The following is a 14,591-nucleotide window of genomic DNA, read 5'->3' as shown; positions in this document are numbered from 1 at the left end:
GGCAAGGATCTCGCAGGATCCGGCTACCGGCGTTCACGCCCGGCTGCGCATACTTCCGAGCCTCGGCGCCCCATTCCCCCATCCCCTCCCCAAGGAGAAACGCATGCCCATGAACACCCGCGGTTACGCAGCCCAGTCCGCCACCACCCCGGTGGCGCCGCACAACTTCGAGCGACGCGACCCGCGCCCGGACGACGTGGTGGTCGACATCCTCTACTGCGGCGTCTGTCATTCGGACATCCACCAGGCCCGCAACGAGTGGCACAACAGCCTGTTTCCAATGGTGCCGGGGCACGAGATCATCGGTCGGGTCAGTGCGGTCGGCGCGGATGTCGACAAGTTCAAGGTCGGCGACATGGTCGGCGTGGGCTGCATGGTCGATTCGTGCCAGCACTGCAGTTCGTGCGCGCAGGGTCTGGAGCAGTACTGCCTCGAAGGCGCCACCTGGACCTACAACGGCACCGACCGCCGCGACGGTCTGCCGACCTTCGGCGGTTATTCCGAACGCATCGTGGTCTCGGACAAGTTCGTGGTGACCATCTCGGACAAGCTCGATCCGAAATCCGCCGCGCCGTTGTTGTGCGCGGGCATCACCACCTGGTCGCCGCTGCGCCACTGGAAGATCGGCAAGGGCAGCAAGGTGGCGGTGATCGGTCTGGGTGGCCTGGGCCACATGGGCCTGAAATTCGCCAAGGCGCTGGATGCCGACGTCACCCTGTTCACCCGTTCGCCGGGCAAGGAAGACGAGGCGCGCCGGCTCGGTGCCGATCATGTGGTGCTGTCCACCGACCCACAACAGATGAAGGCGGTGGCCGGCCAGTTCGAGTTCATCCTCGACACCGTGCCGAATCCGCACGATCTCAATCCCTACCTGCTGACACTGGCGCTCGATGGCGTGCACTGCATCGTCGGCCAGCTGCAGCCGCTGGATCCGCCGGTGAGCGCCGGAGCGGTGATCTCCGGTCGCCGCACGGTCACCGGCTCGGCCATCGGCGGCATCGCCGAAACGCAGGAGATGCTGGATTTCTGCGCCGAACACGGCATCAGCAGCGACGTGGAGATGATCGATATCCAGGACATCAACCATGCCTACGAGCGGATGCTCAAGAGCGACGTGCGCTATCGCTTCGTGATCGATCTGGCCTCGCTGCGCAAGGCGGCCTGATACAACCGGGCCAATATCTTCGTAGTGGCCCACCCGGTTCCTAAAGCGAGCCGGGCCTGGTCGCCTGCACGTTCCAGCCCATTGCGTTGTACCAGCGATAGCGCGCGACGCCTGCGTACTCGTGCAGGGCCACGTCGGCCATGGTGAAGTTGTACGACAACGGCAGCCACGACATCACGCCGTCCACATAGTCTGCCCGCACCGGCGTCGCCTGGATGCCGAAGTGGGTGAAGTACAGCATGCCGCGGCGCAGGTGGAAGCCCGACGACACCAGCAGCACGCGGTCGGCGCCCCAGGATTTCAGCAGCGGCGCGCTGAACTGCGCGTTCTGCCAGGTATTCATGCTGCGTGATTCCAGCACCAGGTCGGCAGCATCGACGCCGAGCCGCTGCAGGTCGTCGGCATAGATCGCCGCTTCCGACTGGCCGAGTCCACGCGCATCGCCACCGCTTACTTCGACCTTGCACGCGTTGCCGCTCTGCCGGCAGGCGCGATACAGCTCCGCGGCCTTACTGATGCGACCGTACGCGAACAGGCTCGCTTCCACCTGCCCGCTACCCGGCACCTGTACCGTGCCGGCACCGAGCAGCACGATCGCATTGCGCTGGGCCCAAGCGATCGGCGCATCCGCTGCGTCATCGGACTGCAGCTGGCTCAACAACCAGATCGGCACAGGCCCGCAGCCGACCGCCAGCCACACGATCACCGCCAGCGCCACCATCGTGCGGCTGCAGCGACGCCACCTCAGCAACGCCAGCACGATCGCCAGCAACACCAGGATGAGCAGCACGTTCAGGGTCATGGGCACCGTCAGCTTTTCAAAGTCGCAGGAATGAAATGCGATTATGCCGGTCGCAGTGCACACAGGTGGAAAATACATGACAGCTGTTCCGCCGCGCGACTTTGGTTAGGCTGGGCCACCCCAGCAGGAGCGGGCCATGACTACCCTCGTCTTTGTCCACGGCTGGAGCGTTGCCAGCACATCGACCTACGGTCTGCTGCCGCAGCAACTGCAGCAGCAGGCGGCAGCCGCGGGGCTGTCGTTGACGCTGACCGATATCTGGTTGTCCGAGTACGTGAGTTTCGACGACGCGGTGACCATGGCTGATCTGGTCCGCGCGTTCGATCACGCACTGCGCGACCTGCATCTGCTCGACGCCAGCTTCGCCTGCATTACCCACTCCACCGGTGGCCCGGTGGTGCGCGAATGGCTGCGCGCGCAACGCGACAAGCCCGCCACGCACAGCACGATCCGGATCAGCCATCTGGTGATGCTGGCACCGGCCAACTTCGGCTCGGCGCTGGCCCAACTGGGCAAGGGCATGCTCGGCCGGCTCAAGTCCTGGTTTGCCGGCGTGGACCCGGGCCAGCGCATCCTCGACTGGCTGGAGCTGGGCAGTGCCGAATCGCTGTCGCTCAACCTCGATTACATCCACAGCGACGATCCCGCCACGCACGGGCAGTTCCAGTTCGTGCTGATCGGCGACCGCCCGGATCGCTCGCTTTACGATCATCTCAACAGCTACACCGGCGAGGACGGTTCCGATGGCGTGGTGCGCCTGGCAGCGGCCAACCTCAACGCCCATCACGCCGTGCTGTCGCCACAAACCAATGCGGCACAAGGCGGCATCGATGCGCTGACACTCAACCTCAGTCGCGGACCGCGCTGTGCGTTCAAGCTGATCGCCGACGCCGCGCATTCCGGCCCCGTCCACGGCATCATGGCCAGCGCGGCGCCCGCCACGGTGCAGGCGATTCTGCGCTGCCTGGCGATCCGCACGGCGATCGATTACAGCGCCCTCTGCGACGCATTCGACCGCGAGAACGCCGACCGCGATGCGAACAAGGTGGAACTGGAGCCGGCCGGACCGTTCGCCCCGCGCGTGCATATCCACGACCCGCGCAGCCTGCTGATCGTGCGGCTCACCGACGAGGCCGGCGAGCCATTGACCGGTGCCGGCTTCCTGCTCACCGGCGGCACGCAGGCCAGCGCCGACCTGATGCCGGATGGCTTCATGCTCGACCGCCAGGCCAACTCGAAGAGCCGTACCACCATCTCGCTGTTCCTCGATCACAGCCTGCTGGCCGGCGACGCCCGCGTGGCCGACCCGCGCAATACCCGCAAGACGCTGCGTGCCGCCGTCGCCAGCCACCGCCCCTACGGTGCCAGCGTGCGGCCCATCGACCTCGACGGCCTCGTGCATCACGCGCTGGCCATCAGTGCCGCCGGTGATGACCTGCTAGGCGTGCTGGGCCCGCATCAAACCACCGTGCTCGACGTGGTGCTGCCGCGCAAGGTCCATGAAGGCGTGTTCCGGCTGACTGGAACCCTGGCACCACACGATTTCAGCAAACCGGTGCCGGGAGCCGTGATCGGCTGAGGACCGGACAACGCTGAGCATCCGCTACCCGCTTCAACGCGGTTAAGCTGCGACGTGCACACTGCCCATCCTTCGCGTACGCCGACCCGACCTGGCATGCAAAAGAAACCGATCTTCTTCGACCCCACCGGCCGGCGCGCCATCCATGTCTCGCGATTCGCGCTGGCCGCCGGCGTGATCAGCACGCTATTTGTAGTGGCCTGTGCCGTCAGCCTTTTCGTGGGACCGAACATGAGCGGACTGCATCTTGGCGGGCAAGGCAAGACACGGCATGCGCTGACCGGAGTGAAGGCAGCCGCACCGGAGCTGTTGAAGCCGGCGGCCAAGCTGGCGGCGGAAGTTCGCGCCAGGCAGAAGCTGCTGCACCCGCCGCACACGCATGCCAGCAAGGGCGCCGGCGTGCACACGCCGCCACCATCGCTGGACAAGCCCGCCGATCGCCCGCTGGCGATCGGCTTCTACGTCAACTGGGATGACAGCAGCTACCCATCGCTGAAGCGCGCACTGCCCACGCTGGACTGGGTGATCCCCACCTGGATGAGCGTGAGCGGCCCGGACATGGCTCTGCACACCGACATCGATGCCAAGGCGTTGAATCTGATCCGCGCGCAAAAGCCGTCCACGCCGATCCTGCCATTGCTGCAGAACGCGGTGAACGGCAGCTGGGACGGCCCGGGCCTGGCACGCATGCTGGCCGACCCCACCACGCGGCAGACGCGCATCGCGCAGATCGTCGCGTTTCTCGCCGCCAATCGCCTGCAGGGCGTGACGATCGACTTCGAGGAAGTGCCCGAGAACGCGCAGAAAGACCTCAAGGCGTTCCTGTCCGAACTCAACGATGCGTTCGATCCGCACGGCTGGGGCATCGTGCTGTCGGTGCCGTTCGACGATGCCGCGTGGGACTACGCCGGCTACGCCGAGATCGTCGATTTCGAACTGCTGATGGCCTATGACGAGCACTGGGCCGGCAAGGATCCGGGCAGCATCGCCAGCGAGGACTGGTTCGAGCGCACGCTGGACAAGCGCATGAAGGTGCTCGATTCGGACCAGACCATCGTGGCGATCGGCAGTTACGGCTACGACTGGTCGCGCGGTCAGAACGCCGAGGCGCTCACCTTCCAGGACGCCATGGATCGCGCCAAGGATGCGCAGGCCGACATCACGTTCGACCCCGCCACGCAGAACCCGTACTTCTCCTATAGCGAGGACAACGGCACCGCGCACCAGGTCTGGTTTCTCGACGGCGTCACCGCGTACAACCAGATCCACGCCGCCGACGATTACAAGCCCTACGGCTACGCGCTGTGGCGGCTGGGCTCGGAGGATCCGTCGATCTGGTCGGTGCTGGGCCGCCACTACGGCGCGACGGTGCCAGAGCAATTGCGCTCGATCGGCCAAGGCGAGGACATCGACATCGAGGGCCAGGGCGAGGTGCTTGAGATAGCCGCCCAGCCCTCACCCGGCGCGCGTACCGTCGAGGTGAACAAGGACGACGCCAGTATCGACGACGAAAGCTACACCAGCCTCCCCAGCTCCTACGTGATCCAGCGCGCCGGCACGCTGCCGCACAAGATCGCACTGACCTTCGACGACGGCCCCGACCCGGAGTGGACACCGCAGATCCTCGACATCCTCAAGGCCAAGCACGCACCGGCGACGTTCTTCATCATCGGCGAACACGCCGAAATGTCGCCCAAGCTGGTGCAGCGCGAGGTCGCCGACGGCCACGATGTCGGCAACCACACCTTCACCCATCCCAACCTCGGCGACACGCCGCCCGGCATCGTGGCGCTGGAACTCAACGCGACCCAGCGCCTGTTCGAGGCGCTCACCGGCCGCTCGATGCGGCTGTTCCGCGCACCCTACTTCGGCGACGCCGAACCGACCACCGCCGACGAACTGGTGCCGATCCAGATCGCGCAGAAAATGGGTTACCTCTCGGTCGGCCTGCACATCGATCCGGATGACTGGCAGCGCCCCGGCACGGATCAAATCGTCAACAACGTGCTGAACCAGATCGCCACCACCAACACCGATCGCAAGGGTCAGGTCGTGCTGCTGCATGATGCCGGCGGCGAACGCTCGCAGACCGTGGCCGCGCTGCCGCGCATCATCGACGGCCTGCGCGCGCAGGGTTACGAGTTCGTCACCGTGTCGACACTGGCCGGCCTCACCCGCGAGCAGACGATGCCGACGCTGGCGCCCGGCTCGCTATCGCAGTGGGCCGACCGCTCGGTCTTTCTTGCGCTGGGCCTGTTCGGTCACCTCATCCGCTGGCTGCTGACCGCCGCCATCACGCTGGGCGTGGCGCGCCTGTTGCTGCTCGGCGGACTTGCCCTGTGGAACCGGGCGCGCGAGCGGCGACGCAGGTTGCCTGTGCTCGGCGACGATCCGCCGCTGGTCTCGGTGCTGATCCCCGCCTATAACGAGGAAAAGGTGATCGCCAGTTCGATCCGGCAGATCCTCAAGAGCCGTTACACGAACCTCGAAGTGATCGTGGTCGACGACGGCTCCGTCGACGCCACCTCGGCCGTGGTCAGCAAGCACTACGCGCACGAGCCTCGCGTGCAGCTCATCACCATCCTGAATGGCGGCAAGGCGCACGCGGTCAACACCGCGCTGCGTGCGTCGAAAGGTGCGGTGGTGGTGGCGCTCGATGCCGACACCCAGTTCGAGCCGGACACCATCCCGCGGCTGGTACGCTGGTTCGCCGACCCCAGGGTAGGCGCCGTCGCCGGCAACGCCAAGGTCGGCAACCGGATCAACCTGATCACCCTGTGGCAAGCGCTGGAGTACATCACCGCGCAGAACCTGGAACGCCGCGCGCTCGCCGCACTCGGTGCGATCACCGTGGTGCCCGGCGCCGTCGGCGCGTGGCGGCGCGAGGCGCTGGAGCAGCTCGGCGGCTTTCCTGCCGACACGCTGGCCGAGGACCAGGACCTCACCATCGCCGTGCAGAAGGCCGGCTACCGCACGCTGTTCGACAGCGAAGCGATCGCCTGGACCGAGGCGCCCGACAGCGCCCGCGGGCTCGCCCGCCAGCGCTTCCGCTGGGCCTACGGCACCCTGCAATGCCTGTGGAAACACCGCGACGCCACCTTCAATCCACGCTACGGCGCACTCGGCACGATCGCGCTGCCGCAGGTATGGCTGTTCCAGATCCTGTTTTCGGTGGTATCGCCGCTGGTCGACCTGGTACTGGTCTGGCAGATCATCGCCACCGCGCTCGACTACCTGCAGCACCGCGGCCAGTTCGACGATACCAACCTGCTCAGGATGCTGGTCTTCTACGCCGCCTTCATGGCGGTGGACCTCGCCGCCGCAGCACTCGCCTTCGCGATGGAAAAGAAGGAGAAGTGGAGCCTGCTGTGGTGGCTCGTGCTGCAACGCTTCGGCTACCGCCAGCTGATGTACTACGTGGTAGTGCGTTCAGTCTGGACGGCTATTCGCGGGCCTTCGGTGGGTTGGGGCAAGCAGGAGCGCAAGGCGACGGTGAACACCAGCGACGAACTGAAGTCGTAGGCGGCGTCAATGGCTCTCAGTTCGCCAGCGGCTCAGCCAGCATGGGTCGACGCACGCTCAACGCGGTACCCGCCGCCGCCACGATGATCGTCACGATGGCCAGCCACTGCAGCAGGCTGAGCCGTTCGCCCAGCAACGCCACGCCAGCCATCGCCGCGATGGCCGGCTCCAGGCTCAACAAGGTGCTGAACGTGCGCGCCGGCAATCGGGTCAGCGCAACCATCTCCAGCGAATACGGCAGCGCCGAGCTGAGCACCGCCACGCCCAGCGCATACGGCAACAGCGCCGGCAACAGCAATGCGCTTCCGGCATGCGCGACACCGAACGGGATCGCCAGCAACGCACCGATCGAGGTGCCCAGCGTCACCGCGTCCGCACGGTAGGCCGCCCCTGCCTTCTTCCCCAGCACGATGTACAACGCCCAGCCTACGCCGGCGGCCAGCGCGTACATCACGCCCACCGGATCGAGCGACTGCACCTGCCCGCGCAGCGGCAGCAACAGGGCCAGTCCGGCTACCACCAGCGCGATCCAGACGAAGTCGAGCAACCGGCGTGAACCGAACAGCGCCAGCGCCAGCGGCCCGGTGAACTCCAGCGCCACCGCGATGCCCAGCGGAATCGTGCGCAGCGACATGTAGAAAACCATGTTCATCGCGCCCATCGAGAGGCCATAACCCCATAGCGCGCGCCAGTCGCGTTGACCAGTGCTGGACCGACGCCACGGCCGTCGCCACAGCAGCAGGATCAGCGCGCTGAACCCCAGCCGATAGGCGGTAGCGCCCAGCGCGCCGACCTGCGGGAACAGGTGCTTGGCCAACGACGCGCCGCATTGGTACGAGACCATGCTGATCAACAGCATGCCGACCGCGAGCACGAGCGGAGCAATGGTGGAACGTGAGGACATGAGCATAGCCGCGACGGGAAAACAGTCCGCTCATGATGCCCGCAGATCCGGACGAAACCCACATGCAAACCGTCTCGCTGTCGCCATTGCTGACAACCCGTGACAGCAGTATGCGGCACGACTCGCGGGTGATGCGTGGATGCCTGGACTCCCGCTGCCTGATCCATAGCCGCAGGCAGGCATTTCAAAAGTGGGTTGGCACCCTCTTCGCTCAGCCGTTACCGCGCACCCGCATCGTCAATCCCTACGATTCCGTTACGGCTGTTTTCGGCGTCAAGGTCATGGATCGCGCAGGAAAACACTCTCTGCCTACTTGACTGGAGCTATCTCAAACTGCGCTAAGATGGCATCGCCATGCGCAAGCGCTTTCACCTCAGCCGTCGCCGCCGCGTCCTCTGGACGGGGATCGTGCTGTTTTGTCTGTTGTTCCAGCAACTGGCCATGGCAGCCTATGTCTGTACGTTGCCCACCGCGTCGATCGACATCGTCATGACAGGCGATTGTGCGGCTATGGGTATGAGTTCTGCGATGAAGACGCCGGCCTCGCATCACGCAAGTACGGATCCGCGCTGCGCCGAGCATTGCGCCAGCAATACCGCGTCGGCGCACGATGCACGCCTGCCGACGGTTCCACCGCTCCCGCTCGCACCCGCATCACCCATGTTGCTGGGAACGCTCACGCAAGCACCTGACCAGGTCGCCCTGCCGAACACGGCTCTGCATCGCCCCGACCCGCCGCCCACGTTGCGGTTCTGCTCCCTGTTGATTTAGCCCCCATCGTTAGCCGTTCATCGGTCGTGCGCACACGGCTGTGCTGGTTTTCGATTGGAGCTCAACATGTTTTCCTGTCTCTTTGGCGTTCGCGCATGTTCGGCGCGATATGCCCGCTGGCTGTCGTTGGCTGCGGCGTTGTTTTTCATTTCACCGGCGGGAGCGCAGAGCCCAACCGCGCTGACGCTCGACGCGGCCATGCATCAGGCGATCGAGCGCGCACCGATGCTGGAAGCGCGTCGCGCCCAGTCGGAATCGGCCCGGCAGGAGGCTGCCCGTGCGGGTGCGTTGCCCGATCCCCAGCTCACTATCGGTATCGACAATCTGACTGTGCAGGGGCCGGGTGCGTTTACCGCCGGCGGTGACAGCATGACCATGCGCACCATTGGCATCAGCCAGGCTTTGCCTTCGCGCAGCAAACGTCAGGCCGAACGAGCGATGGGTAGCGCCAATGCGGCTTTGGCCATGTCATCGGAAGTGACGGCCGCGTTGTCGATCCAGCAGCAGGTGGCCGATGCCTGGATCGCCGCGTGGGGCGCGCACCGTGAAGCCATGATGCTGCAGTCCATGCGACAGGCGTGGGCACAAGACGTGGCGGTGGCGAAGGCGCGACTGCGGGGCGGCACCGGCAGTGCGGCGGAAGTGCTGGCTGTTCGCATGGCGGCCCTCGACCTGGAAAACCGCATCGATGAGGCAAACGCACGCGAGGCTCAGGCCCGCGCGGGCCTTGCGCGCTGGCTGGGTTCGCCGACCGATCAGCCGTTGGCGGATGCACCGGACTTTGCTGTGCTGCCGCATGACGAAGCATCCCTGCTGGCCAGCCTCGATCGTCAGGGCAACCTGCTGGGATGGCCTGCCCGCGAACAGGCCGCGGAAGCAGCTCTTGCCGCCGCACGCGCCGACAAGCATCCCGAATGGAGCGTGGGCATGAGCTACGGTTCTCGCGTGCGCGGCTTGTCCGACATGGCGTCATTGCAGGTCGGTGTGAGCCTGCCGCTGTTCACCCGCAATCGACAGGATCGGGGCATTTCTGCCCGTGCAGCTGACCTCGATGCTGTTCACGCCGAGCACGATGACGGGCGCCGCCAGCAGATCGAGGCCATCCAGTCCGCCTGGGCGCAATGGCAGTCATTCGGTGAACAAGTGCGCCGGCATCGCGATGAGTTGCTCCCGCTGGCCAACGACCGCGTAGCCCTGGCGCTCGCCGCGTATCGCGGCGGCGGTGACATCCAGCCCTTGCTGGACGCCCGTCGCGATGAGATTGCCCATCACACCGATTACGCCCGCGTGCAAGCGGAGTACGGCCGTGCCTGGGCGGCACTCGCCTATCTGTTGCCCACTTCGGAGACGACGCCATGAAACGCGCATTGATGATGCTCAGCGCCGCACTGCTGGCGATCATGCTCCTGCTGATCGGCTACTTCAGCGGCCGCCATCATTCGCCTCCGTCGCCGGCCAGCACCGTCGCATCCTCGCCGGAAAGTGGCGGCAAGAAAGTCCTGTACTGGTACGACACGATGGTGCCCCAGCAGCACTTCGACAAGCCGGGCCTGTCGCCGATGGGTATGCAGATGGTGCCCAGATATGCTGATGAACGGCCGGCTGATGACCGGCCGGCCGACGAAGGCGCCGCCAGGGATATGGTCCGGATCGATCCGGCGACGGTGCAGAACCTGGGTGTACGCACCGCCAGAGTCGAGCGTCGGGTGCTGGCATCCGCGATCCAGGTGCCGGGCACCGTCACGTGGGATTTGCGGCAAGCCACCACGATCAGTGCGCGGGTCGATGCCGTCATTGCCAGGCTCGATGTGCGTGCGCCGTACACGACGATCGCTGCCGGTGCGCCCCTGGCCGAGCTGCTGGCTCCGCAATGGAACAGCGCGCTGGCGGAATACGATGCGCTCCAGCAAGCACAGTCGGCCGACGCGAAAGACTTGCGTGCTGCCTCGCGTGAACGCCTGCAGGTGCTGGGCCTGACGCCTGCAGATATTCAGTCGTCACGTCATCGCTCGGGTGCGGCGATCACCCTGCACGCACCGCAAGCAGGTGTCGTCACCACACTGGACGTGCGTGAGGGCCAGCGGGTTACCGCGGGCCAGACCCTGATGACCTTGAACGGTCTGTCCACCGTGTGGGTCGAAGCGGCGCTGCCGCAAATGGCGGCCAGTACAGTGCGAAGCGGCACGCCAGTCACCGTCACGGTCGATGCGCTGGCGGGACGATCGTTTCGCGGCAGCGTGGAAACCTTGCTGCCGGATATCGACCCGATGACGCGCACGCAACGCGCACGCATCGTGCTCGACAATCCCGATGGCGCCCTGAGCCCAGGCATGTTCGCCACCGTGCAGCTCAACCCGGCGCAAGGCGAAGCCGTGCCGGTGGTGCCCGATGACGCGCTGATCGCCACCGGCAGCCAGACGCGGGTGATCGTCGCCGAGGATGGCGGACACTTCCGGGCGGTCGCGGTGCGTGCCGGGCGTTCGGCCGGGGGCTACACCGAAATACGCGATGGTCTCGCGGGCGGCGAAAAGGTTGTGGTCTCGGGCCAGTTCCTGATCGATTCCGAAGCAAGCCTGTCAGGTGCGCTGGAACGGTTGAATGGCGACGCCACCCCACCGGCAGCGACCACGAGTGCATCGATGTCCGGCGTGCCCATGGGAGACGGGCAATGATCGGCGCCCTGATCCGTGCCGCGATTGCGCATCGCGTATTCGTGTTGCTGGCTGCGCTGGCGCTCGCGCTGGCCGGTGTGTTCGCGGCATTGCACACGCCGGTCGATGCATTGCCCGATCTATCCGACACCCAGGTGATCATCCGCACCAGCTACTCCGGCCAGTCGCCACAGGTGGTCGAGGATCAGGTCACCTATCCACTGGCGACCACCATGCTGTCGGTACCCGGCGCGAAGGTCGTTCGCGGCTATTCATTCTTCGGCGACTCCTACGTCTACGTGTTGTTCGACGACAACACCGATCTGTACTGGGCGCGCTCGCGCGTGCTGGAATACCTGAGTCAGGTGCGCGGCAGCCTGCCCGCCGATGTCACGCCCGCACTCGGCCCCGATGCCACCGGATTGGGCTGGATCTACGAATACGCGCTGGTCGATCGCACCGGCCAGCACGACCTCGGCCAGCTGCGCGCGCTGCAGGACTGGTTTCTGCGCTTTCAGTTGAAGACCGTGCCGGATGTCGCCGAGGTGGCCAGCATCGGCGGCATGGAAAACGCGTGGCAGATCGTGCCCGATCCACAGGCACTGGCCGCGCGCGGCATCACCGTGGAGCAACTGGTCGAGGCGATCCGCTCCGCCAATGGTGCCGATGGCGGCTCGGTGATCGAGCAAGGCGAGGCGGAACTGATGGTGCGCAGCGAGGGTTATCTCAAAAGCCGCGAGGGCTTCGAAAACGTGCCGATCGCCACCAATGCTGGTGGCGTGCCGGTGCTGTTGCGCGATGTGGCGACAGTACGACGCGGCCCCACCTTCCGTCGCGGCGTCGCCGAACTGGACGGCCAGGGCGAAGTCGCCGGCGGGGTGATCGTGCTGCGCACCGGCAAGAACGCCAAGGCCGCCATTGCCGCGGTGAAAGCCAGGCTGACCGAACTCGAGCGCAGCCTGCCACCGGGCGTCGAGATCGTACCGACCTATGATCGCTCGCAGCTGATCGATGCGGCGGTGGAGAACATCTGGGGCAAGCTGCTGGAGGAGTTCCTCGTCGTCGCGCTGGTCTGCGCGCTGTTCCTGGGCCATCTGCGCTCCGCGCTGGTGGCCGTGATCACGTTGCCGCTTGGTGTGCTGACGGCCTTCATCGTGATGAACCTGCAGGGCGTGTCGGCGAACCTGATGTCGCTGGGCGGCATCGCGATCGCGATCGGTGCGATGGTCGATGCGGCGATCGTGATGATCGAGAACACCCACAAGCATCTGGAGCACTGGCGGGAGACCCACGCTGGTGAGGAGCCGCAAGGCAACGCACGCTGGTCGCTGATCGCCGAGTCCGCCACCGAAGTGGGTCCGGCGCTATTCGTGAGCCTGTTGATCATCGCGCTGTCGTTTGTGCCGGTGTTTGCGCTGCAAGGGCAGGAAGGCAAACTGTTCAAACCGCTGGCTTTCACCAAGACCTACGCGATGGCCGCAGCAGCGGGACTGGCGGTGACGCTGGTGCCGGTGCTGATGGGTTACCTGGTGCGCGGCCGCATCCGTGCCGAGCGTTACAACCCACTCAACCGCGGCCTGATCCGGGGCTATCGGCCGATCCTCGAAGCCGTGCTGCGCCATCCGAAGATGGTGCTGCTGCTGGCTGGCCTGTTGCTGCTCACCGCACTCATTCCGCTGAGCCGACTCGGCAGCGAGTTCATGCCCGCGATGGGCGAAGGCACGCTGCTGTACATGCCCACCGCGCTGCCGGGTTTGTCGGCCGGCAAGGCGTCCCAGTTGTTGCAGCTGACCGACCGCATGATCAAGACCGTGCCGGAAGTCGCGCATGTGTTCGGCAAGGCGGGACGCGCCGACACCGCCACCGATCCGGCGCCCATGGAGATGTTCGAGACCACCATCACGTTCAAGCCGAAGGACCAATGGCGTCCCGGCATGACGATGGCGAAGATCAAGGCGGAGCTGGACCAGGCAGTGCACGTGCCGGGGCTGACGAACCTGTTCGTGCCGCCGATCCGCAACCGCATCGACATGCTCTCCACCGGCATCAAGAGTCCCATCGGCATCAAGGTGCTGGGTACCGATCTGGCCACGATGCAGGCCGTGGCCGATCGCATCGAAACCGTGGCGAAGGCCGTACCCGGTGTCAGCTCGGCGATTGCCGAGCGCCCGACCAGTGGCCGCTACGTCGACGTGCATATCCGCCGCGACGACGCGGCGCGCTACGGACTGACCCAGCAACGCGTGCAGCAGCTGATCGCCACCGTGGTCGGCGGCGATCCGATCGGGCAGACCGTGGAAGGGCGCGAACGCTATCCGATCGTCGTGCGCTACCCACGCGCCGCGCGTGATTCGATCGAGGCGCTGCGGCGGTTGCCGATCGTCGCCAGCAGCGGTGCACAGATCACGCTCAGTCAGGTCGCCGACATCGCCGTCGAGGCCGGGCCGTCCATGCTGAAAAGCGAGGACGGCCAGCTGGCCACTTATGTCTACGTCGATACCGCCGGCAGCGATCTGGGCACGGTGGTGACCAAGCTGCAACGCGCGGTGGCGCAACAGATCACCTTGCCGCCGGGTACCACGGTAGCCTGGTCAGGCCAGTTCGAGTACCTGGCCAGCGCCATGCAACGTCTCAAGTGGGTGGTGCCGATCGCATTGGTGATCATCTTTCTGCTGATCTACGCCGTGTTCCGGCGCGTGAGCGAGGCGGCACTGATCATGGCCAGCGTCCCGCTGGCGCTGGTCGGCGGCTTGTGGCTGATCTGGCTGCTCGGTCACGCGGTGTCGGTGGCCACGATCGTCGGCTTCATCGCACTGGCCGGCGTCGCTGCCGAATTCGGCGTAGTGATGCTGCTGTATCTGCGCCAGACCTGGGATCACCAACTCGCCTTGAATCCGCTGGCCGGCATCGATGAACTCGATGCGGCCATCCGCGAAGGTGCCGTGCAGCGCGTGCGGCCCAAGGCGATGACCGTCGCCGTGATCCTAGCCGGCCTGTTCCCGATCCTGCTTGGCCACGGCGCCGGCTCGGAAGTCATGCAACGCATCGCCGCGCCGATGATCGGCGGCATGCTGACGGCGCCGTTGCTGTCCATGCTGCTCATCCCCGCCGCATTCCGTCTGCTGGTCCTGCACCGACTGCGTCGAGCCGATCAGACGAACCTCGCCTTTCACTCCAACCCACAAGGAAACTGATGC

At 65.8% G+C, this 14,591-nt stretch carries 10 protein-coding genes; 8 read left to right on the top strand and 2 right to left on the bottom strand.

The window, feature by feature from the left end; genetic code table 11:
* Positions 1 to 109 precede the first annotated feature (109 nt).
* Positions 110 to 1,165 (top strand): NAD(P)-dependent alcohol dehydrogenase, encoded by a 1,056-nt coding sequence (locus EAH75_RS03135; RefSeq protein WP_205043264.1) that lies wholly within the window; start codon positions 110 to 112, stop codon positions 1,163 to 1,165.
* 40 nt (positions 1,166 to 1,205) lie between these two features.
* Here EAH75_RS03135 and EAH75_RS03130 read toward each other — a convergent pair whose 3' ends face one another.
* The gene (locus EAH75_RS03130) at positions 1,206 to 1,967 is read right to left on the bottom strand and encodes a YdcF family protein (RefSeq protein WP_140654080.1); all 762 of its coding nucleotides are present in this window, start codon (positions 1,965 to 1,967) and stop codon (positions 1,206 to 1,208) included.
* Positions 1,968 to 2,103: 136 nt separating this feature from the next.
* Between EAH75_RS03130 and EAH75_RS03125 the strand changes: the two genes are divergently transcribed.
* A complete protein-coding gene (locus EAH75_RS03125) occupies positions 2,104 to 3,546 on the top strand; it encodes a phospholipase (RefSeq protein ID WP_140654078.1) in 1,443 nt (480 codons plus the stop codon).
* 96 nt (positions 3,547 to 3,642) lie between these two features.
* Entirely contained in the window at positions 3,643 to 7,068 is a 3,426-nt protein-coding gene (locus EAH75_RS03120; protein ID WP_140654076.1) for a glycosyltransferase, read from the top strand.
* Positions 7,069 to 7,084: 16 nt separating this feature from the next.
* On the opposite strand, the gene EAH75_RS03115 is transcribed toward EAH75_RS03120, so the two are convergent.
* Positions 7,085 to 7,972, bottom strand: coding sequence for an EamA family transporter (locus EAH75_RS03115; protein WP_140654074.1), 888 nt, complete (start codon positions 7,970 to 7,972; stop codon positions 7,085 to 7,087).
* A 62-nt stretch (positions 7,973 to 8,034) separates the two neighbouring features.
* Here EAH75_RS03115 and EAH75_RS03110 point away from each other — a divergent pair, with 62 nt between their 5' ends.
* The 5 genes from EAH75_RS03110 to EAH75_RS03090 all read left to right on the top strand — a co-directional run bounded on the left by EAH75_RS03110 (position 8,035) and on the right by EAH75_RS03090 (position 14,588).
* Entirely contained in the window at positions 8,035 to 8,289 is a 255-nt protein-coding gene (locus EAH75_RS03110) for a hypothetical protein (protein ID WP_140654071.1), read from the top strand.
* 37 nt (positions 8,290 to 8,326) lie between these two features.
* Entirely contained in the window at positions 8,327 to 8,743 is a 417-nt protein-coding gene (locus EAH75_RS03105) for a hypothetical protein (RefSeq protein ID WP_140654068.1), read from the top strand.
* A gap of 66 nt (positions 8,744 to 8,809) precedes the next feature.
* Complete coding sequence (locus EAH75_RS03100; RefSeq protein WP_241668868.1) at positions 8,810 to 10,102, top strand: TolC family protein; 1,293 nt, start codon at positions 8,810 to 8,812, stop codon at positions 10,100 to 10,102.
* Positions 10,099 to 11,415 carry an efflux RND transporter periplasmic adaptor subunit gene (locus EAH75_RS03095; RefSeq protein ID WP_140654066.1) on the top strand — a complete coding sequence of 439 codons (1,317 nt, stop codon included), beginning with the start codon at positions 10,099 to 10,101 and terminating at the stop codon, positions 11,413 to 11,415. The genes EAH75_RS03100 and EAH75_RS03095 overlap by 4 nt, the downstream gene beginning before the upstream one ends.
* Entirely contained in the window at positions 11,412 to 14,588 is a 3,177-nt protein-coding gene (locus EAH75_RS03090; protein ID WP_140654064.1) for an efflux RND transporter permease subunit, read from the top strand. The genes EAH75_RS03095 and EAH75_RS03090 overlap by 4 nt, the downstream gene beginning before the upstream one ends.
* Positions 14,589 to 14,591: the final 3 nt, after the last annotated feature.

Source organism: Rhodanobacter glycinis (assembly GCF_006438785.1).
GTDB lineage: Bacteria > Pseudomonadota > Gammaproteobacteria > Xanthomonadales > Rhodanobacteraceae > Rhodanobacter > Rhodanobacter glycinis_A.
The sequence above is the reverse complement of the archived record's forward strand: the minus strand, read 5'-3'. Positions and strand labels throughout refer to the sequence as shown.